Genomic DNA, 20314 nt, shown 5'->3' on the forward strand with positions numbered 1-20314 from the left:
CATCTGAATTCAATATCCGCTTGTTAGGTTAAAAAATATGGGCAAAAAAATATCCCATAATTTTTACAAATTTGCATCCGGAAACCGATCAAATGCCGCCAGAGAAAAGAACCCCAATAAACAAAAAAACAGTTACCAGAAAACCTGCCGTTAGGAAACCTGCAGCCAGAAAATCCACAACAGGCAAAAAAAAGCAGGGTGGTATTTCGGTTCAGCTTAAACTGGTTATTGCAGGTTTATTGTTGATTTTGCTATCTCCATTTTACTACGGTTATGTATTAAGAAGTTTTGTAGCTACCTGGCGCTGGGTTAAAGATTGGGGGCAAGATCCTAATTACAGAACCTACGAAAGTTTTAACATCAAAATCCCTAAAAAATATACAGTTCATGGTATCGACGTTTCCTATTATCAAGGTAAAATTAACTGGCAAAAAGTAAAGGAAATGAAAGAGGATGAAGTGAGTATCCGTTTTGCCTTTATCAAAGCTACAGAAGGATTAATGCTGGTTGATCCATATTTTCAACGCAATTGGCGTGAGGCTCCAAAAGTAGGGATTATTTGCGGTGCATATCATTTTTTCAGACCAAAAAAGGATGGTAAAACACAAGCTAAATTTTTTTTACAAGTGGTAAATATCGAGAAAGGTGATTTACCACCAGTTGTGGACATTGAATCTTTAGATGGCGTTTCGCCCCTAAAAATGAGGGCAGAATTGTCCGATTTTCTCAATTATGTAGAAATGAAAACCAAAGTAAGACCAATTATCTACACCGGGCTTAAATTTTACGAAGATTATTTAGTTGATTATTTTGATGATTATCCTTTGTGGATTGCCCATTATTATCAGCCAAAATTAAGGATGGATAAAAGCCGGTGGAAATTCTGGCAGCATTCTGATAAAGCCAAAATTAACGGTATTGGCCATGTGGTAGATTTTAATGCCTTTAATGGCGATAGTTTGGCGTTGGATAAGTTGTTAGTTCATTAGTCATCGGTTCATTAGTCATTGGTTCATTGGGTATTAGTTCTTAGGCATGATAACCGTCTTCGTCATTGCAAGAAGGCTTTTTCAGGCGATGAAGCAACCTGGTTAGTAGTTTCTAGAGGTCGTTAATCAGATAATAAATCGGTGCTTAATCATTGATTAATTCTTCAAACCAGCTAATCGATAAGGCGCCAGGCAGGAAAACCAATGAACTATTGACCAATGAACCATTGAACTAAACCGTCCAGCTTTCACATTCCGCTAAGAAAAATTCATCAGCTTCAGCGCCGATACCGATTTCTTCAGGAACATCAAGAAAGTAACCATTGTAAGTTAGGCCACCAACAACCGGATCGACCAAATGCCCCAATAAAGCAGTATCGAGGTCGAAGAATTCAACATTAGGACTGGCATAAGCAAAATGGAGATTCGCACTTAAGGCAATTCTGGTTTCGAGCATACTTCCAATCATACATTTTACGCCCCGTTGTAAGGCTTCTTCATGAATTTTTTGCGCTTCTAAAATACCCCCGGATTTTGAAAATTTAATGTTTAAATAAGTGGTAGACTGGCTATTAATCAGTTTCCGGGCATCATGGTGGTTATAACAGCTTTCATCGGCCATTAATTTAATTGGCGAATTTACATTCAGCTCTGGTAATTTATCATCGTACCAGGTGCGCATGGGTTGTTCGCAAAACTCAATATTGTATTTTTCCAGTTCGCCTAAAGCAAATAAAGCATCATCAAAACTCCAGCCCTGGTTGGCATCCAGGCGCAAAATCAAATCTTCGCCTACTGCAGCGCGGATATGTTTTACCCTTTCTATATCATCATGTACTTTTTTGCCCAGCTTAATTTTTATAATCCGGCAACCCTGGCTTTTATATTTCAATGCTGTTGTAGCCATTCCCTCTGGTGTGTCTATGCCGATGGTCATATCGGTTTCGATGCTGCGTTTCGTTCCTCCAAGAAATTTATACAATGGCAATTTGGCATTTTTCGCTGCAATATCAAATAATGCCATATCGAAAGCACTTTTAATAGTACTGTTATGATCAGCATAGCCCAATAAATCGTTCATCCGTTCCGGAATTTCTAAAGGATCTTTACCTTTTAAAATAGCAGCAAAATCTTTAGCCATGGCAATACAGGTTTCCTGGGTTTCGCCTACAATCATCGGGAAAGCAGAGCACTCTCCAATGCCGTGAATACCTGTATCGGTATAAATCCTCACTAATACATTCTGGGCAAAGTGCATGGTTCCTGTGGCAATTACAAAAGGTTCCATGGGGATGCTAAAGCGGTATATTTCTGTATGGGTGATTTTCATTTTTTAGGGTTAAGGATAAAAGGCTTAAGGTTTAAGATTTATTAATCAAAGGGTAGTCAGTTTGTGTAGTTTAAATTCTTGAGCCACTGTGTCAAATTTTCGGATAAACAACTCATTTTTGCTCAAATCCATTCATCCAGATAGATTTCTAACTAAAGTATAAAAACAAAAACTAAATCGAAACAGGTTTGTAGATTATTAATAGCTTTACGTTTCAAATTAAATTCGATTCCCCATTATATTTTACACCACGCGACCATGTCAGAAACCAATAATTTAATCCATGCTTCATCACCTTATTTGCTGCAACATGCCCATAACCCGGTTAATTGGTACGAATGGGGGACTGAAGCATTAGCAAAAGCCAAGGCCGAAAACAAACTGATTTTAGTAAGTATCGGTTACTCGGCCTGCCACTGGTGCCACGTAATGGAGCGCGAAAGTTTCGAAAACCACGAAGTTGCTGAAGTGATGAACAGGCATTTTATCTGTATTAAAGTTGATCGCGAGGAACGTCCGGATATTGACCAGATTTATATGTATGCCATCCAACTCATGACGGGTAGCGGTGGTTGGCCTTTAAACTGTATTTGCTTGCCAGATCAGCGTCCAATCTATGGCGGAACTTATTTCAGGAAAAATGATTGGATCAATATTCTGGAAAACGTGGCTGCTTTATGGGCAAATGAGCCTGATAAAGCCATTCAATATGCTGAAAGGTTAACTTCGGGCATTAAAGACAGTGAAAAGATAATCCCAGCAGTAACTGCAGAAGAATATACCCAGGAGCGTTTAACTGAAATTATCGATCCTTGGAAACGTCATTTCGATATTGGTTATGGAGGTTATAATCGCGCTCCAAAATTTCCTTTGCCCAATAATTGGGTCTTTTTATTGCGTTATGGTTTTTTAAAAGATGATGAATCTGTTTTTACAGCGGTTTGCCATACGCTCGAAGAAATGAGTAGAGGCGGTATTTATGATCAGATTGGTGGAGGTTTTGCCCGTTATTCGGTTGATGATAGATGGCATGTGCCACATTTTGAAAAGATGCTTTACGATAATGCACAATTGATCAGTTTATATGCAGAAGCCTATCAGTGTACCAAATTTGACGCTTTTAAACAGACTGTTGTAGAAACCATTAATTGGGTTTTTGACGAAATGACCTCTACAGATGGATTGTTTTATTCGGCATTGGATGCAGATAGCGAAGGGATAGAAGGTAAGTACTATGTTTGGGACAAAGCAGAATTCGATCAGGTTTTGGGAGACGATGCTCAACTAATGGGCGCTTATTATAATATTACAGAAGATGGTAATTGGGAAGAAGAACAAACTAATATCCTGCGTAAAACAATCAGTGATGATGATTTACTGGCGAAATTTAACATTACGGCTGAGGTACTTTATGACAAGGTAAACTCCGCCAAAACAAAATTGATGGCTGTTCGCAGCAAAAGAGTTAGGCCAGGTTTGGATGATAAATGTTTAACCGCCTGGAATGGCATGATGATTAAAGCTTTGGCTGATGCTGCAGCCGTATTGAATCACAGACACTATTATGAAAGAGCCTCAACTGCAGCCAGTTTTATTTTAAACCACTTAAAAGCTAAAAATGGTGGCTTATACCGTAATTATAAAAATGGAAAGGCCTCTATTACGGGCTTCTTGGATGATTATGCTTTTTTTATTGAAGCGTTAATTGCCTTGTACGAAGCTGATTTTAATGAAAAATGGTTGGAAGAGGCAAAATCGTTAACTGATTATGTAATCGCTAATTTTACGGATGCAGATTCGTCCATGTTTTTTTATACCTCAGCAGAAAGCGAAGATTTAATTGCCCGTAAACATGAAGTGATGGATAATGTTATTCCGGCTTCAAATTCTACCATGGCGCAGAATTTAAAAAAACTGGGTTTGCTTTTTGATGTTGAACAATATATCGAAAAAGCTGCAGAAATGCTTGCTGCGGTTCATCCGAAGATCAAAAGTTATGGTTCTGCTTATTCAAACTGGGCCATTCAATTGTTAAACGAAATTTACGGCATAAACGAAATTGCCATTACCGGTTTAGAAACCGATAATATTAAATTAGCATTAAGCGGATATTATATTCCGAACAAAATTACATTGGGTGGAACAAAAAGTAACCTGCCGCTGTTAAAAGGTAAGCAAAGCAACGAAACAAAAGTTTATATTTGCCGAAATAAAGTATGCCAGTTGCCGGTTAACACTGTTGAGGACGCATTAGGGTATTTACAATAAATTAATTTAAATGAATATTTCACCAAACTCTGTAGTAGCGTTAACTTACGAATTACATACTACTAACGAAGAAGGACAACAAGTTTTTGTAGAAAAAGCTGACGAACAAAATCCTTTAGTATTTTTATATGGCGTTGGCATGATGTTGCCTAAATTTGAAGAGCATTTAACCGGTTTGAAAACTGGTGATGAATATGGCTTTGAGCTATCTGCTGCAGATGGTTATGGCGATATTGATCCAGGTGCTTTTGCAGATCTACCAAAAACAATGTTTACTGAAGCAGGAGGCGAATTGCCAAATGTTGGTGATGTGATTCCATTGCAAGATAATAATGGCAACCAGTTTAGAGCAGGTGTTACTGCTGTTCACGATGAAACCATCTCAGTAGATTTAAACCATCCAATGGCTGGTAAAAACTTATTGTTTAGCGGTGTGATTTTAAATGTACGTGAGGCTACTCAAGATGAATTGGCTCATGGCCATGCGCACGGAGCTGATGGTCACTCAGGTCACTAATTAATCGATATAAACGATTTTCAAAGAAGTCAAGTTTTAAATAGCAATTTTGCCGTTTAAACTTGACTTTTTTCGTTAATATGTCAAAGTTTAATCTTGAAAAACCTCATCCAGGACAAGTTTAAAGCCAGGCAATATCGCTGTGGTTACCTCTTCGCCCTCAGTAAGCAGTTTGGTAGGCTGAAACTTGCCGTTATCATCAAGGATATACCTGAAAAATGTTTTGTCAGATGGACTTACGATCCAATATTCTTTAACACCTGCTTCTTCGTAGACTTCATATTTGTTGATTAGTTCTTTTTTATTATTGCCTGGAGATAAAATTTCGACAACAATATCTGGTGCACCAATACAGCCACGCTTATCTAATTTAGTCGGATCGCAAACTATCACAATATCGGGCTGCACCACAGTAAAAACTTCTCTGTCATCTTGAGTCTTTTTAGCCAAACGTACATCAAAGGGTGCAGTGTAAACACGGCAGGATTTGCCTTGGAGCGCATTGTAAATTGGCCCAAAAATATTGGTTAAAATACCCTGGTGGATCCTAGAAGGAGCGGGGCTCATTTCAAAAATGTAGCCTTTAATAATCTCTAAGCGCTCTTCAAATTCGAAGCGCATATAATCTGCATAACTGTAAATAGCAGAAAAATCTACCTCGTTAAGGGTTTTAATGGGAGGTAACTCCTCTTCGGTAGGGTATGGCTTGATATTTTTCATATGAGGCATTTAACCAAATATACTAAATATCTTAGTTTTTTTTAAAAATCAATTTTCAACCGCAGTCCACCATTAGTGAGGTTAAGGTTTTCCTTAGAGAAAGTTTTCATAGGCAACCTTAAAAAGGGCTCGATAGCTATGTTATTCTTTTTGGAAATTTTCTGCTTATAGCCCAAAGAGAAATTGTAGAACCCGATATATCTATCAGGATTTATGCTCTCCTCGGGTTGCGGCTCAACCGTTTTTTCTTTAACAATCATGGTTTTAGAATCTGCATAACCATTTACCGCCGGAGAAGAAAAGCTTTGAACCTGATTTACGATATAACTGTTTTGCTGCGAATTATTTAAAACAGCTAGCGCAGATACCCCAACATTGGTATAAAGTTTATCACTTATATTGTACTTTAATTCTAAAGGAACATTAATTCCACGCACTTTAGCATCAACTGAAGCTAAGTTTTTGCCTGATAAGGTTTGTGGTGCAGTGGCATCTAACGATTCCGTTGTACTAATAGAAGCATATGATACACCAGAACTTATTGACAATTTATTGGCAATGGCATACGACAAAGAAAATCCATAATTCATGGTTACTTTATTGTCGTTACCCATAGCAGGGGCAATGTATAGGTCAGGTTGCCATTTAGAGCTCCCGCTCGTTTTATCGGCAGGTTTGTGCTGGTTTACATAACTATCATGAGCAAGCAACTTTTCAAAGTTTGTTTGTGGGCTGGGTTGAGGCTTGTTCTTTTCTGTTAAAATATTAAATTCTTTTGATTTTAAATTTGAAAGATTTGTACCAGAAAGTTTATTATCCAATAAATTGTTATTAATTGGATTTAATTCTTCCGATGTATTGATAAATCCATAGCTATGCTGTTGTTCCAATATCGGTTTTAAATTTTCTGTAACCTTGGTAGAGTAATTACCAGCTAAATTATTTACTGCAGTGGTATGGTTGTTAATATTATTGTTTAATGGTGGCTTAATATTTTTTGGCGAAATTAGGATATCTGTATTTCCATGAACAGGACTATGGTCTGCTTTAGATTTAGCTATTGTAGCATTTTTTTTCTGATCTATATTGTTTTGCGCAAAAAATACAGCTCCGAAGATGAAAATTAAGGCAGCAGCAGCCCATAAAGGCCAGTAAGCAATGCCTCGTTTCTTATTTTTTTTCTCCGAAAAGCGCTCCCAGGCACCATCAGGGTATGTTTCCTCATGGTTTTGGAGTTGCGCGGTAATATGCTCAATTAATTCCTTATCCATTTTTTTCGTATGAATTAACCATGGTATTTAGGTAAAGGGTACGTAACTTATTTTTAGAACGTGTGAGGTAAACACGACTGGAACTTTCCGGAATGTTTAACATCTTCGAAATTTCATCGTGGGCAAAGCCCTCAATTTCATATAAGTTAAATACCAGTCTCTGCGTATCTGGTAAGTGATTTAGTAAATTCAAAATATCATTAACGTGTAGTTCCGAAGCAATCGAAACCTGGGTAACAGGATGTTCACTTTCTGCTAAATCATCAACATAAAACTGAACCTTAGCACTCCGAATCTTATCTATCGCCGTTCGCGAAGCAATCTGGGCAATCCAACCTTTAAACGATCGTTGTAATTCTTCCGGATTCTTTGGTGCTTTGAAGCCACCAACATGTTTGAAAATCTTGATAAAGCTATCATTTACAAGCTCTTCACTATCCGAAGGATTCTTGGTATACCTTAAAATTATGCCCATTAAATAGCCATAAAATGATTTATACATCATTTCTTTACAGCTATTGTCGTTTTTTACACAGCCTTTTAAAATTTCCTCAAAACTGAGTATTTTTTTTATCACTCCTGTAAAGGACTATTTATTAAAGGTTTATCATGATTAATTATTGCAAATTTAAGAAAAATAACACCACCCAATTTTTGGGTGATGTCAGTTTCCGTTTCCACAGGTAGAGTGAAATATTTTTATTTGTTCGTCATCACTGATAAACCAACGCCCGTACTATCGGTTTTGCTCGATAAGCCTTTAGCCCAGATGGTATAAATTTTGCCTTTTTCGATTTTAACGGCTGGTAAGCTAACCTTAACTGCTCCACCCTGTTTTAATTGGAAAGTATAGCTGTCATTTGGTGCAATATTGCTAAAAGTGGTAAACTCTTTAAATGCTTTAGCAGTAAATAAAGGTGCATCAGTACCTGCAACTGCTAAATCAAACGGAGCAGAACCCGGACTTAAGTTTACAAAACGAACTTTAGCCTTATCAGTTTCAGGTGCTTTTAAATCATCTTCAAGGATCAAAAGTTTTGTAGATTTTAAAGTATCAACCACGAAAACCGAATAAAAGAATCCCGATTTTAATGTAGCTGTAGTATTTGTTAAATATTTTAAAGAATCTTTTTTAGCAACACCTACCAATCTTGTTCCAGGATAAGCTGCATAATATCCCAAATCTTTAGTGTAAGTAAAGCTGTTTATTTTTTGGTTATCCAATATAAAATCCAAAGGACCTGTTCCGGGCGATGCATGAACAAAACCAATGCCCGCTGCTTCTATCGGATCGTTATTGAAATCCTTTTTACAAGCTGAAATAGTTAAAGTTATTGCAAATAGAGAGAGTATAATTTTTACTGTACTGCTAAAATTTTTCAAATCCGTTTTCATTTTAATGTTTTAAATCAATTTTTAAACAAAATTGGTTAATGGCCATTAACGCTTTTTTCCTGTAAAACGATTAACGGAACGAAAACGCTACACCTGTGCTCATTTTTTTATAAAAGAAAAGCCACATGGGGGTGCATGTGGCTATAAAGCAAATATTTTAAGTGTAATTAAGAATACATCTCTTCTCTTAATTTCGCAACATCACTGCTGTTAATGTATTCATCATAAGTCATTAACTTATCAATAGTACCCTTTGGTGTAATTTCGATAATGCGGTTGGCAACGGTTTCTGTTAACTGGTGATCTCGTGAGGTAAATAATATGGTACCTTTAAAATCCTTCATACCATTGTTCAATGCTTCGATCGATTCTAAGTCCAAGTGGTTGGTTGGCTCATCAAACATTAATAAGTTAGCTTGTTGTAACATCATTCTGGAGAACATACAGCGCATTTTCTCTCCTCCTGAAAGCACTTTTACGTTTTTGAGTACTTCTTCACCTGAGAATAACATACGGCCTAAAAAGCTACGTACAAATTGTTCATCAGCATCAGTACCAGAGTACTCGCGCAGCCAATCTACCAGGTTTTCATCTTTACCGGCGAAATATTCAGAGTTATCATTCGGAATATCTGCTGTACTGATGGTAACACCCCATTTAAATTCGCCTTTATGGTCTGTATCTCTGCCTGTTAAAACATCGTAAAATGCAGCGGTGGCTAAACTATTCTGAGATAATATGGCAATTTTATCGCCTTTATTAACCATGAAAGTAATTTTATCGAATAATACACCATCATTTCCGTTTTTGCCCAGGTTTTCTACCTGTAAAATCTGGTCGCCAGCCTCACGACCGGTATTGTTGAATATAATGGCCGGGTATTTTCTACTTGATGCTTTAATTTCAGTAATATCAATCTTATCTAAAGCTTTTTTACGTGAAGTAGCCTGTTTTGATTTAGAAGCATTTGCACTAAACCTGCGGATAAATTCCTGCAGCTCTTTCACCTTATCTTCCATTTTCTTATTCTGGTCGCTGCGTTGTTTTAGTGCCAGTTGACTAGATTCGTACCAGAAGGTATAGTTACCGGTATAAATGCTCATTTTAGCGAAATCGATATCCACAATATGTGTACATACCGCATCTAAAAAGTGCCTGTCGTGCGATACTACCAATACAATGTTCTGATAATCGGCCAAAAAATTCTCTAACCAGGCAATGGTTTCAATATCCAAATCGTTGGTAGGCTCATCCAGCAGTAAAATATCTGGGTTGCCAAACAGGGCCTGCGCCAATAATACACGTACTTTTTGTGTATTATCGAGTTCCTTTAACAGTTTATAGTGGTTATCTTCGGTTATACCCAAATTGCTCAGCATGGTTGCTGCATTGCTTTCCATGTTCCAGCCATCCATTTCTGCAAACAGATTTTCAAGCTCTCCGGCGCGTTCGCCATCTTTCTCAGAGAAATCTTCTTTCATGTAAATGGCGTCTTTCTCTTTCATAATGGCATAAAGTTCTTTATGACCAATCATTACGGTTTCTAATACCGAAAACTCATCAAACTCGTAGTGATTTTGTTTTAAAACCGCCATTCTTTCGCCTGGAGTAAAAGCCACGCTACCAGAGGTCTGACTCACTTCTCCTGATAAAATTTTTAGAAAAGTAGATTTACCTGCGCCGTTAGCCCCAATTACACCATAGCAGTTGCCCTGGGTAAATTTTAAGTTAACATCTTCAAATAATGTGCGTTTGCCGTATCGTAACGATAAATTAGAAACTGAAATCATGCTATAATTGAAATAAGCCGCAAAGATACGGAAAAAGGTTGAGGGTAGGAAAGTGTTTAATGGTTTGCTTGCCGGAAAGTTTTAGTACAGAAATATTATAAGTTGGAAGGGTTAAGAAATGTAGGGGCTGGTTCTTGGTTGCGGGTGAAGCCCCGTTATCCGCTTTACTCCGTTACACTCCGTGTTCGCTGCTACCGGGTTTATTTTACAAAGGGGAGAAGCTTTTGAGCTAAAGGCTAAAAACTTAGTTCCCGAAAATTAAAACTTATTAAGCAAATTAAATTAAGGGGTACGTCATTCCCGCGTAGGCGGGAATCTTAACACAATATGCCGTATGCATTAAGATTCGCAATCGAGTTGGGAATGAGGACCTATCTCAAAATACTTTATCCTAAAATATTTATTTTAGCCTCATGCTAAATCAAACCTTGCTCGAAAACATTAAAACAACTCTTCAAAAAAGTAAAGTAGAAAAATTGGCAGCCATAGCCTCGGAAGACGCCTTTTCGGTAAAAGATTTGATCAATTTAAGCTTTTATCAGGATGAACAGATTGGTTTTAGGGCTGCATGGATTTTAGAAAATGTATTTACTAACCATCAGCATAGATTTTTGCCCTGTGCGCTTTATTTTTTGGAGAAACTTCCGCAACAAAGCAATTTATCGGCATTGAGGCATTATGTTAAAATTCTCGCCTTAATGACTAAGAAAAATGCCTCAGTGGAAATTAAGAAAATCCTTGCCGATTATGATACCAACCATTTGGTAGAAGTTGTTTTCGCCTGGTTAATTGATGCGCAGATTCCGGTAGCTGTAAAATCACATTGTTTAAATATTTTGGCCAATTTAAATGCCAGGCACAACTGGATTAAAGAAGAATTGTTGCAAACGATGGATTTTCTGGTGGATAAAGAAAGTATTGCCTTTTTCGCGAAAGTTAAACAGATTAGGAAGCAGTTATCAGTTCGCAATTTTTAGTTGATGTTTCTTAGCCCTCAACTTTTTCTTCGGTTAACGCAAAGTCAAATCTTTGTGCTTTTAGCCTTAAACCTTAAACCTTCAACTTCCGCCTTATCTAACCTTAAGCCTTTTACCTTATATTTACCAAATGAGTACAACATACGATATCATTTCAAAAGTTATAAAAGAACGTCGCAGTATTTTTCCTGCAAGCTATATCAAAAAAGAAATCCCTGTAGAAGTAATTAACCAGATTTTGGAAACAGCTAATTATGCGCCAACGCATAAGTTAACCCAGCCCTGGCGCTTCGTTGTGATCAGAAAGGCGGGATTAACAAAACTTGGTGAAGAATTGGGAAAATTATATAAGGAATTGGTTAGCCCCCAACAGTTTTTACAGAAAAAGTACGACAGCTTTGCTGAGAAAACGAGCCAGGCTGATTGCATTATTGCAATAAACATGCAGGTTAGTGGTAAAATACCCGAATGGGAAGAGTTGGCCGCTGTTTCCTGCGCTGTTCAAAATATGGCTTTAACTGCCGAAAGTTTAAAAGTTGGCGCATATTGGAGTTCTCCACCATTAATTGATGATTTAGGCAATTTCTTAGGCCTGGGTGAAAATGAAAAGTGCATCGGCTTATTTTACATGGGCTATCATAACGAAAAACCATGGGCGCCAAACCGGACTTCGATGGAAGAAAAGGTGAGGTGGATAGAAGGGTAGTTCATTTGTTCATTAGTCAAAGGTTAAGTGGTAGATGCGGTTAACCGGTTAATCGACTTTAGACTACGGACTGAAGACTATAGACTATCTCCATCTAACATCATCTAAAATTATGCTAAGTCCGTTGGATAATTATTTCGAAAAAAAAGATGAGCCTATTAAAAGTTGCCTTCAATATTTAAGGTCGCTTTTAATGGATTATGCCGATATTACTGAACACTGGAAATACGGAATGCCTTTTTATTATCATAAAGGAAAAATGTTCTGCTATCTTTGGATACATAAAAAGCTCCATCAGCCTTACATTGGTTTGGTTGATGGAAATAAAATTGAACACAAAGATTTGTTGCAGGAGAAAAGGGCCAGAATGAAAATTTTATTGATCAACCACCTCAAAGATATTCCCAAAAAGAAAATCGAATCTATTTTAATACAGGCCTTTGCCTTAAGGAGATAGTCTGTCTTCCATTAATATCATCCGTTTTACATTTTCCATTACTAACTATTATATGTCAGCCTTAAAATCAAAACTTTATCAGCTTTGTTTAACATTTATTCAAAATAGGATAGAAAATATTGAATATTCTCTGCAGCAGGCCAGGCAAGCTTCTAATGATGATACAAAAAGTAGTGCAGGCGATAAATACGAAACGACGCGCGAAATGATGCAGCAGGAGATGGACCGGAACAGTAAGTTGCTGTACGAAGCAGGGCAACAGAAAATTGCATTACAGCAGATCGAAAATGTAGAATCGGACCACTTGGTTAAAAACGGAAGTTTGGTTTTAACCTCAGCAGGTAATTTTTATATCAGCATTAGTGCAGGTGAATTAAATACCGATGGGCAAAAATTCTTTGCAGTATCGCAGGCTTCGCCAATCGGGCGGTTTTTGATCGGAAAAGCTATAAATGAAAGTTTTAAGTTTAATGGAAAAGATTATATTGTGAAAGAGATATTATAAAGTTTTCAGTTGATCGATTAACAAATAAATTTCCGGCTGATTTAAGATGATGAACGCAGAAGCAGTTGGCAGTTTGAAATTCACAGTTGACCGATTGAAGCAATTAACTGATTAATCAATATCCTAAAATCAACTGTAAACTGATAACCGCCAATTGCCAACTATTTAATTCCCATCCGCTTTGCAAAAGCAGGCACCAAATAGGTCTTTAAATCCGAATAAGGTACAAAAACCACAATCTGCCCTTGGGCATAACTGGCTACTTCATATGGATTATACATAAAAGCGATACCATTGGCATTAAAATAAAAGTTGTTATTTGGTTTTATAAAGTCGTCAAAAAGAACGGTGCTCAGTGCATCTTTGGCTTTAATATTATATTCTTTACGAAGATTGCGTTCTAAAATGCTTTGTAAGGTATTCGAATCTATTTTTATGATATCGTTTAGCGCCAATTGCTTTTTGTTCATCACATCTAAACAAAACATTGTGCTACTATAATTGCCATGTGCGCCACCGGTATAAGAATCAGCCAGGAAATCGATTACTATATAACCATTATCGTTATAATTAACCGATTGCTGACTGTTTTCGGTATAATTCATCCATGCCTGGAAATCATTGTCGCGGCCATTTTTTTGTTCCTCGGCAACCTGGGTTTTATAGTCTTTGAAATAAGCAGCTGCAATATTTTTGAAACCTATTGGGCGATCGGCCTGCGATTTTAATCCTGAAATTTTTTTAAGTTCTGAGTTTAGCCAGTTGCCATATTCATCATTGCTTTTGCTTTCCAGGTATTCAAAGCTGATTTCCGCTGTAGGAGATTTTGGCTGGTCGGCAAATGCTTTAATAGCATCTTTGTAAATTCCGGCATTGAAAGGATAGCTGCCCTCAGGATATTTTTCTGTCAAGGCTATCGGGTATTTTTTGGTTTTATCGCCACTTTCCCAATGCCCACTGAAGCCATTTCCATTCCATTTTAAAGCTAAATGAGGCGATTTAAAATCGGGCGAAAAGTATGATTCATAAAAACTATATTCAGTAAGTACGATGCTATCTTTCCCGATTAAAGTATCAGTTGATAGGTTAAGCCATGCACCGTCGTAATAGTAAGTTCCGCTCACATCATCATCCACTTTTTGCAGGTGCAGCACAACTTTTTTGCCTGCAATGGTACCTTCAAGCCTCTTATAAAAACTATCGCTGAGTTCGGTTTTTATAGGTGTTGCGTTATTTGTAGCTTCGGTGTTATTGGCGCTGTTTTTAGGATTGTTACAGGCTGATATGATCAATAATCCGGAAAGAAAACAAAGAAAAAAATATTTCATAGGGCGGTTGTTACAGGGGTTTTTAATGTTAAAGGATTTCAGCTTCTAATCATTAACCCCTCTACTAAGGTTTTGTTTTATTAAAACTCTTGTTAATACTATAATATAGATTTTTTGCCGTGTATCTTCCAGGATCAATTATTCTCCTAATGGTATAAAGTGGATAATTTTCATCCCGCGCTGTTGAAAGTATAAATGCTGCTTTAAAGCCATGCTCTTTCAGTTTGTGTAAAGTTGAAGCTTTAAAAACGCCGTAGGGAAAGGCAAAATACTCCACTTTTTTGCCTGTAATTTCTTCCAGTTTTTTAGTTGGCGCATCAATTTGGGTTGTCCAGTCCTCGTCAGTAAATTGAGCAAAGTTTTTATGATCGTAGGTATGGCTGGCAATCGTATTTCCCTCGTCAGATAATTGTTTAATCTGCTCCTTGGTCATATAATTAATCCGCCCTTTTCTGCCTATTGATACCGTCATGATAAAATAAACGCCTTTAAAACCGTACTTTTTCAATGTTGTATTCCCAATGGTAAATTGATCTTCATCTGTATCATCAAAAGTGATAATAATTGGCTTTTCGGGTAATTTAGCACCGTAAACAAGGTAATTGTACAGCTGATCGGGTAAAATAGAATGATAACCGCTATCGGCCAGCATTTTCATGTGTTCCTTAAATTTATCAGGGGCAATAATATCGTCATGAGCTCTTTTACTATCGCTGGCAATATTGTTTCTAATCTGATGGTAACACAGAACGGGTACCTCTCTCCGCGCCAAAATGGTTTTGTTATCGGCAGGTTTGGTATTTGCAGAGTCTATTTTAACCGTTTCGGTAGTATCTGCAGCTTCTTTTTCTTTTGAAGCCTTAGAAGGCTGGCAAGAGGTTAAAAGTAATGTAGAAACTGCACCATAGAGCAAGAAACTTTTCATAATGTAGCGATCTTGTTTAAAAGCTGTTTTTAATGCTGTTACTTAATGTTTTTGGCGACCAATAACCGCTGGCAATAATTCTGCGGATGGTAAACAACGGATCTTTTTCATCACGTTTGGTCGATAACTGATAAGCCATTCTAAAACCACGCTTTTTAAGCTCAGGAATACCTTCCGCATTCCATAAACCAAAAGGGTAGGCAAATTCTGTCATCTTTTTACCTGTAATTTCTTCCAGTTTTTTGGTTGGTTTGTCTAATTGCTCTTCCCAATCTTTACCAGCATATTTTTTGAAATTTTTATGATCGTAAGTATGGCTGCCGATCACATTTCCTTCGTCAGAAAGTTGTTTGATCTGCTCTTTCGTCATATAATCCACAAACTTGCCTTTTCTACCGATCGAAACCGTCATGATAAAATAAACAGCTTTATAGCCCAGTTTATCTAAAGTTGGGCGTACAACGGTAAACTGGTCCATGTCGGTATCATCAAAAGTTAACATAATCGGTTTACTAGGTAGGGCAGCACCAGTATTTAAGTAAGCGTACAGCTGATCTGGTAAAATGGTATGATAACCGCTATCGGCCAACATTTTCATCTGATCTTTAAAGTTCTGGATTTCTACAATATAATCTTTACCTACTTTGCCATCAGTTGGTTTCCAGTTTCTTACCTGGTGGTAACATAAAATTGGAACTTGTTTTCTGGCTAGGATGGTTTTCGCATCAGCCACTTTTATTTTCGAAACATCAACTGGTGTTCCGGAGCTTGCTGCAGTTTTGTTGCTTTGCGCAGAAGAATCTTTAGTGGCAGAATTTTCTGTCTGAGATTTAGATTGGCAGCTGGCAAATAAGATTACTCCGGCTGTTATCAGTGTTAAAAAGCTGTATTTCATTATTAGGATATATAGCTACAAAACTATAAAATCCATTAATTATTTATCCATCAAAATAAATTGTGTTAATAATTAATTTTAGTTGCAGGAAATTACACTAACTATCGCATTTATTACATATCAAAATCTGCTTAATATCCTTTAATTAAATAATTTAGCGGCTCAAACAAATTTTAATGAATAAACTTTATAAACTCCTGTTGGGTGCACAGTTTTTATCTCTAACTGTTACTGCACAAAATAAAACATTTACCATTACCGAAAATATTCAGCAACAACCTAAAGCAAATTATCAGCTTGCTTCGCGTTTTTCGCCAAATAAATTGAAAAAAATGGTTTATTCTACTGCTGTAGACCCACATTGGCTAAAATTGAGCAACCGTTTTTGGTATACTTTTGAAAGTCCAAAAGGAAAGTTTTGGTACTTGGTAGATCCTGCATCAAAAAGCAAAAAAATAATGTTTGATAATGCTAAACTAGCAGCAGATATTACCCTGATTGTTCGCGATCCATTTGATGCAGAACATTTGCCACTCGAAAACTTAAAATTTGCAGCCGACGAAAAAAGTATTTCTTTTGAAATAAAAAGTACAATTGATGAACTAAAAAAAGATAGAAAAGATAAAAAAGCTGCAGATTCTATGCAGAAGAAAATATTTTCTTTCAAATACGAACTGGCAAGTGCAAAATTAACTGAAGTACCGAATTTCAGTAAACCAAAACCAAAACCATCATGGGGATCGGTAGCCCCCGATTCTTCAGCCATTATCTTTTCCCGTAATTACAACTTGTATTGGATGGATAAAGAGAATTACAAAAAAGCTGTTAAAAATGAAGATGATAGTACCATTGTAGAGCATCAGCTTACTAAAGATGGGGTTAAATTCTATTCTTATGGAAGCGATGGCGATGGCGAAAACAATGTAGAAAACGAAAAAAACAATAAAAAACGTCGCGGTGCTTATGTGCTTTGGTCGCCGAATTCGAAATATTTTGTATTGGATAGGACTGATTCGCGTAAGGTTAAAGATCTTTGGGTAATTAATAGTGTTACACCTGGTCGCCCAACTTTAGAAACCTATAAATACCAAATGCCAGGAGAGGCCGAAGCCCCTCAGGATGAGGTTTTGTTATTCGATTTTGCTGCAAAATCTTATAAAAAACTCAATGTTTCGGCTTTTAAAGATCAAAGTGTTTCGGTTTGGAGCAAACCATCATTAAATAAAGACCGTGATAACGAATTCCGCCCGTCTATTTGGCTGGGTAATGATAGCCGGTTCTATTTTTCACGTACCAGCCGCGATTTAAAACGTATAGACATTGGTACCGTTGATATTGCTACGGGGAAAGTAACACCTTTAATCGACGAACGTTTTAATACTTATGTTGAAGTTAACCGCCCAGGCTTGGTAAATGATGGTAAAGAATTAATTCACTGGAGCGAGCGCGATGGTTGGGCACATTTTTATCTTTTTGACGAAAATGGCAAGCTAAAAAACCAGATTACAAAAGGCGCTTTCCACTGTGAGAATATCGTAAATATTGACGAGAAAAAACGTATCCTTTATTTCACCGCAAATGGTAGGGAAGGCAAAGAAGATCCTTATTACTTACATTTATATAGCATCAATTTTGATGGTTCAAACATGAAATTGTTAAATGCAGGTGATTTTGACCATGTGGCGAATATGAATGATAACAATACTTTCTTTGTAGATAATTATTCGAGAGTAAATACTGCGCCAAAAGCTACACTTTATGATGGAGCAGGCAAAAAAGTAATGGATCTTGAAACTACAGATCTTTCATTGCTTATAGCGGCAGGCTACAAATTTCCTGAGCCTTTCAAAGTAAAAGCAGATGATGGAATAACTGATCTGTATGGCGTAATGTATAAACCTTTCGATTTCGATCCCAATAAAAAATATCCGATTATCGAGTATGTTTACCCAGGGCCACAAACCGAAGCTGTAAACAAAGCTTTCAGCAAAAGTATGGACCGTACCGAACGTTTGGCACAATTTGGATATATCGTAATTACAGTAGGAAACCGCGGTGGAAACCCTTCGCGGTCTAAATGGTACCATACTTACGGTTACGGCAATTTGCGCGATTACGGTTTAGCAGATAAGAAAACGGCTATAGAGCAATTGGCTGCAAAGTATTCATACATAGACGAATCTAAAGTGGGCATTACCGGCCATTCTGGCGGTGGATTTATGTCGACAGCAGCTATGTTGGTTTATCCAGATTTCTTTAAAGTTGCGGTTTCGAATGCAGGAAACCACGATAATAGCATTTACAACCGCTGGTGGAGCGAAAAACACCATGGCGTAAAAGAAACCATTTCGTTAAAAGGCGATACCTCATTTAAATACAGCATTGATAAAAATCCTGATCTGGCCAAAAATCTAAAGGGTCATTTGTTATTGATGCATGGCGATGTAGACAATAATGTGCATCCAGCAAACTCAATCCGTGTAGCCAATGCACTAATGAAAGCAGGTAAACGTTTCGATTTCTTGATTATTCCCGGTCAGCGCCATGGTTTTGGAGATATGACGGAGTATGCTTTCTGGAAACTGGCCGATCATTTTAACAAATATTTAATCGGCGATTTTTCTGAACCAAGTGATGTTGATCTGGTAGAAATGGATAGGGATATTGAGCAGAATGGCAAGTAATTTTTAATACAATAAGTGATTACAATGGCCTGTGGAAACGCAGGCCTTTTTTTCTCTCACCGTGGTTCATGTCCTCATGAAACACTTTATTTTTTTACCAATTTTTGTTTTTAGAAAAGCAGGCTCCGGTAATTCTTTTGTTGTTCCAGTTCTACTATTGCCCATAGTCCCGATTTGAATCTTTTTAAATACACTTTTGTTCTAAATCGGGAGCTATTTGGCGCTATCAGGTTTGCTTAATTTGGGTTGTTTTCCAAATACAAGCCTTCAATTGCAAAGTTTTTCTTTTCCTTTGCTATGATTCGTATCCTCACGGATCATATTCTTTTCGGTTATTTTAGTACTGTTATCAGGTTAGGCACCCCTGCAACCTCAAAAATGAAATGCTGCCTTAGCCACCTAGCCCCGGTTGCAGTGATACCCTGCAGCAACGAGGTACGAGGCAGTGAAGCGTATAAGCGTAAAACGGGAAAAAGCTTATTGTCTTGTAGAAGCCTTGCGCTCCAAACCAAAACTCAACATTAATAAGCCCTTATTCTTTTATTAGCGTTGATCGAGTTTGTTTAATGCATCTTCTTATAATTTGTATCGTTAATTTTCTTTTTAAAAAAAGCCTCCCGATTTTTACATCGGGAGGCCATATCTTAAGTTTAGGTAATCCTTGTTTTTTGATCTTATTTGTAAAGGTAATTTACTGCAATTACATCATTTGCATTGAAAGTGCGGTTACCACCATTAGAACAAGCTAGCATAAATGAACCAGCATCAGGAGTTGAAGGAGTTCCTGGTATTCTAATTGCACCCACATTTGATGCACCTTCGTTACCTGCACCACTTGCGCCACAGCTAAACGCGCGGTCCATGTAGTCGGTATGGCGGAAACCGATGCAGTGGCCAACTTCATGCTGAATTACAGAAGCCAGGTACAATAAATTAGGATTGGAACCATAGGCGGCTGAATTGGTGTTCATTCTGATCTGGTTAAATGGCTGACCTGATGAAGTAGGGAAACCAGCAGAGCCTAAGGTGATAAAACCACCGCTCGGACCTTCGTTAAAACCTACCACATTAATGTTTCCGGTTGTACCTGCGCTTGCCCTTTGGAAAGTGATACGTAAACCTAATGAGTTGTATCTCGAAATCATTGTATTTACAGCATCACTATATACCTGAGGAAGGTTAGTTACTGAAACGGTAATTACACGTGGTAATGATTTAACCAGATTTGTGGTTCGGTACTGTTCGGTTTCGGCAATGTTTAAATTTGCACCGGTAGAAGTTTCAGTTAGGTTATCCTCAGTTAAAAGAATGTCACCCTCTATCAAATATCCTTCGTCTATTTTACGGATGTTATTGGTGTTGAAGCCTAAAGATTTGATCTGTGATAACTTATCTGCTGAGATGTCAGTTTTGCTTTCTACTGCATTTTCTGTATTATTACTCTTACATGAGTATAGGTTAGTGATTAAGAAGCATGCGGCTGCAATCGATAAAAATTTGTTTGTTTTCATCTTGAATAGAATTAAATTAGTTTAGGTTGAATAAGTTAGTTAATAA

At 37.2% G+C, this 20314-nt stretch carries 18 protein-coding genes; 8 read left to right on the forward strand and 10 right to left on the reverse strand.

Annotation, left to right across the window (positions count from 1 at the left end; translation table 11 throughout):
- The first annotated feature begins 92 nt into the window (after positions 1-92).
- Positions 93-989 carry a glycoside hydrolase family 25 protein gene (locus tag HDC90_RS08700; RefSeq protein ID WP_184465575.1) on the forward strand — a complete coding sequence of 299 codons (897 nt, stop codon included), beginning with the start codon at positions 93-95 and terminating at the stop codon, positions 987-989.
- A 232-nt stretch (positions 990-1221) separates the two neighbouring features.
- On the opposite strand, the gene HDC90_RS08705 is transcribed toward HDC90_RS08700, so the two are convergent.
- The gene (locus HDC90_RS08705; protein ID WP_184465576.1) at positions 1222-2319 is read right to left on the reverse strand and encodes a mandelate racemase/muconate lactonizing enzyme family protein; all 1098 of its coding nucleotides are present in this window, start codon (positions 2317-2319) and stop codon (positions 1222-1224) included.
- A gap of 258 nt (positions 2320-2577) precedes the next feature.
- On the opposite strand from HDC90_RS08705, the gene HDC90_RS08710 reads away from it, so the two are divergent.
- Both HDC90_RS08710 and HDC90_RS08715 read left to right on the forward strand, forming a co-directional pair.
- The gene (locus HDC90_RS08710; RefSeq protein ID WP_184465577.1) at positions 2578-4587 is read left to right on the forward strand and encodes a thioredoxin domain-containing protein; all 2010 of its coding nucleotides are present in this window, start codon (positions 2578-2580) and stop codon (positions 4585-4587) included.
- 10 nt (positions 4588-4597) lie between these two features.
- Positions 4598-5104, forward strand: coding sequence for a peptidylprolyl isomerase (locus tag HDC90_RS08715; RefSeq protein ID WP_113951462.1), 507 nt, complete (start codon positions 4598-4600; stop codon positions 5102-5104).
- 90 nt (positions 5105-5194) lie between these two features.
- On the opposite strand, the gene HDC90_RS08720 is transcribed toward HDC90_RS08715, so the two are convergent.
- From HDC90_RS08720 to HDC90_RS08740, 5 genes are all read right to left on the reverse strand, one after another.
- Positions 5195-5824, reverse strand: coding sequence for a Uma2 family endonuclease (locus HDC90_RS08720; protein ID WP_184465578.1), 630 nt, complete (start codon positions 5822-5824; stop codon positions 5195-5197).
- Between the two features lie 41 nt (positions 5825-5865).
- The gene (locus HDC90_RS08725) at positions 5866-7095 is read right to left on the reverse strand and encodes a hypothetical protein (protein ID WP_184465579.1); all 1230 of its coding nucleotides are present in this window, start codon (positions 7093-7095) and stop codon (positions 5866-5868) included.
- Complete coding sequence (locus HDC90_RS08730; protein WP_184465580.1) at positions 7088-7672, reverse strand: RNA polymerase sigma factor; 585 nt, start codon at positions 7670-7672, stop codon at positions 7088-7090. The genes HDC90_RS08725 and HDC90_RS08730 overlap by 8 nt, the downstream gene beginning before the upstream one ends.
- Positions 7673-7794: 122 nt before the next feature.
- On the reverse strand, positions 7795-8490 hold the full coding sequence (locus tag HDC90_RS08735) for a DUF4397 domain-containing protein (RefSeq protein WP_184465581.1): 696 nt from the start codon (positions 8488-8490) through the stop codon (positions 7795-7797).
- A 167-nt stretch (positions 8491-8657) separates the two neighbouring features.
- Positions 8658-10280 (reverse strand): ABC-F family ATP-binding cassette domain-containing protein, encoded by a 1623-nt coding sequence (locus tag HDC90_RS08740; RefSeq protein ID WP_167295052.1) that lies wholly within the window; start codon positions 10278-10280, stop codon positions 8658-8660.
- 413 nt (positions 10281-10693) lie between these two features.
- On the opposite strand from HDC90_RS08740, the gene HDC90_RS08745 reads away from it, so the two are divergent.
- The 4 genes from HDC90_RS08745 (at position 10694) to HDC90_RS08760 (ending at position 12925) form a co-directional block, all read left to right on the forward strand.
- The gene (locus HDC90_RS08745; protein WP_184465582.1) at positions 10694-11257 is read left to right on the forward strand and encodes a hypothetical protein; all 564 of its coding nucleotides are present in this window, start codon (positions 10694-10696) and stop codon (positions 11255-11257) included.
- Between the two features lie 130 nt (positions 11258-11387).
- The gene (locus HDC90_RS08750) at positions 11388-11963 is read left to right on the forward strand and encodes a nitroreductase (RefSeq protein ID WP_184465583.1); all 576 of its coding nucleotides are present in this window, start codon (positions 11388-11390) and stop codon (positions 11961-11963) included.
- A gap of 112 nt (positions 11964-12075) precedes the next feature.
- On the forward strand, positions 12076-12420 hold the full coding sequence (locus tag HDC90_RS08755; protein WP_184465584.1) for a DUF1801 domain-containing protein: 345 nt from the start codon (positions 12076-12078) through the stop codon (positions 12418-12420).
- Between the two features lie 52 nt (positions 12421-12472).
- Complete coding sequence (locus HDC90_RS08760) at positions 12473-12925, forward strand: 3-oxoacyl-ACP synthase (RefSeq protein WP_184465585.1); 453 nt, start codon at positions 12473-12475, stop codon at positions 12923-12925.
- Between the two features lie 161 nt (positions 12926-13086).
- Here the strand turns inward: HDC90_RS08760 and HDC90_RS08765 are convergent, their stop codons facing one another.
- From HDC90_RS08765 to HDC90_RS08775, 3 genes are all read right to left on the reverse strand, one after another.
- A complete protein-coding gene (locus HDC90_RS08765; RefSeq protein ID WP_184465586.1) occupies positions 13087-14253 on the reverse strand; it encodes a DUF3298 and DUF4163 domain-containing protein in 1167 nt (388 codons plus the stop codon).
- 64 nt (positions 14254-14317) lie between these two features.
- A complete protein-coding gene (locus HDC90_RS08770; RefSeq protein ID WP_184465587.1) occupies positions 14318-15178 on the reverse strand; it encodes a polysaccharide deacetylase family protein in 861 nt (286 codons plus the stop codon).
- A 16-nt stretch (positions 15179-15194) separates the two neighbouring features.
- Positions 15195-16073 (reverse strand): polysaccharide deacetylase family protein, encoded by an 879-nt coding sequence (locus tag HDC90_RS08775; RefSeq protein WP_184465588.1) that lies wholly within the window; start codon positions 16071-16073, stop codon positions 15195-15197.
- Positions 16074-16249: 176 nt separating this feature from the next.
- On the opposite strand from HDC90_RS08775, the gene HDC90_RS08780 reads away from it, so the two are divergent.
- On the forward strand, positions 16250-18757 hold the full coding sequence (locus HDC90_RS08780; protein ID WP_184465589.1) for a DPP IV N-terminal domain-containing protein: 2508 nt from the start codon (positions 16250-16252) through the stop codon (positions 18755-18757).
- Between the two features lie 674 nt (positions 18758-19431).
- Here the strand turns inward: HDC90_RS08780 and HDC90_RS08785 are convergent.
- Positions 19432-20268 (reverse strand): M57 family metalloprotease, encoded by an 837-nt coding sequence (locus HDC90_RS08785; RefSeq protein WP_184465590.1) that lies wholly within the window; start codon positions 20266-20268, stop codon positions 19432-19434.
- Positions 20269-20314 lie beyond the last annotated feature (46 nt).

This window comes from Pedobacter sp. AK013 (genome assembly GCF_014205835.1).
GTDB lineage: Bacteria > Bacteroidota > Bacteroidia > Sphingobacteriales > Sphingobacteriaceae > Pedobacter.

What these genes read in the sequence shown, in the direction of transcription:
- HDC90_RS08770 (WP_184465587.1), bottom strand. Translation starts at nt 15,178, where the DNA reads ATGAAAAGTTTCTTGCTCTATGGTGCAGTTTCTACATTACTTTTAACC.
- HDC90_RS08775 (WP_184465588.1), bottom strand. Translation starts at nt 16,073, where the DNA reads ATGAAATACAGCTTTTTAACACTGATAACAGCCGGAGTAATCTTATTT.
- HDC90_RS08780 (WP_184465589.1), top strand. Translation starts at nt 16,250, where the DNA reads ATGAATAAACTTTATAAACTCCTGTTGGGTGCACAGTTTTTATCTCTA.
- HDC90_RS08700 (WP_184465575.1), top strand. Translation starts at nt 93, where the DNA reads ATGCCGCCAGAGAAAAGAACCCCAATAAACAAAAAAACAGTTACCAGA.
- HDC90_RS08760 (WP_184465585.1), top strand. Translation starts at nt 12,473, where the DNA reads ATGTCAGCCTTAAAATCAAAACTTTATCAGCTTTGTTTAACATTTATT.
- HDC90_RS08705 (WP_184465576.1), bottom strand. Translation starts at nt 2,319, where the DNA reads ATGAAAATCACCCATACAGAAATATACCGCTTTAGCATCCCCATGGAA.
- HDC90_RS08785 (WP_184465590.1), bottom strand. Translation starts at nt 20,268, where the DNA reads ATGAAAACAAACAAATTTTTATCGATTGCAGCCGCATGCTTCTTAATC.
- HDC90_RS08735 (WP_184465581.1), bottom strand. Translation starts at nt 8,490, where the DNA reads ATGAAAACGGATTTGAAAAATTTTAGCAGTACAGTAAAAATTATACTC.
- HDC90_RS08755 (WP_184465584.1), top strand. Translation starts at nt 12,076, where the DNA reads ATGCTAAGTCCGTTGGATAATTATTTCGAAAAAAAAGATGAGCCTATT.
- HDC90_RS08710 (WP_184465577.1), top strand. Translation starts at nt 2,578, where the DNA reads ATGTCAGAAACCAATAATTTAATCCATGCTTCATCACCTTATTTGCTG.
- HDC90_RS08765 (WP_184465586.1), bottom strand. Translation starts at nt 14,253, where the DNA reads ATGAAATATTTTTTTCTTTGTTTTCTTTCCGGATTATTGATCATATCA.
- HDC90_RS08745 (WP_184465582.1), top strand. Translation starts at nt 10,694, where the DNA reads ATGCTAAATCAAACCTTGCTCGAAAACATTAAAACAACTCTTCAAAAA.
- HDC90_RS08740 (WP_167295052.1), bottom strand. Translation starts at nt 10,280, where the DNA reads ATGATTTCAGTTTCTAATTTATCGTTACGATACGGCAAACGCACATTA.
- HDC90_RS08715 (WP_113951462.1), top strand. Translation starts at nt 4,598, where the DNA reads ATGAATATTTCACCAAACTCTGTAGTAGCGTTAACTTACGAATTACAT.
- HDC90_RS08725 (WP_184465579.1), bottom strand. Translation starts at nt 7,095, where the DNA reads ATGGATAAGGAATTAATTGAGCATATTACCGCGCAACTCCAAAACCAT.
- HDC90_RS08750 (WP_184465583.1), top strand. Translation starts at nt 11,388, where the DNA reads ATGAGTACAACATACGATATCATTTCAAAAGTTATAAAAGAACGTCGC.
- HDC90_RS08720 (WP_184465578.1), bottom strand. Translation starts at nt 5,824, where the DNA reads ATGAAAAATATCAAGCCATACCCTACCGAAGAGGAGTTACCTCCCATT.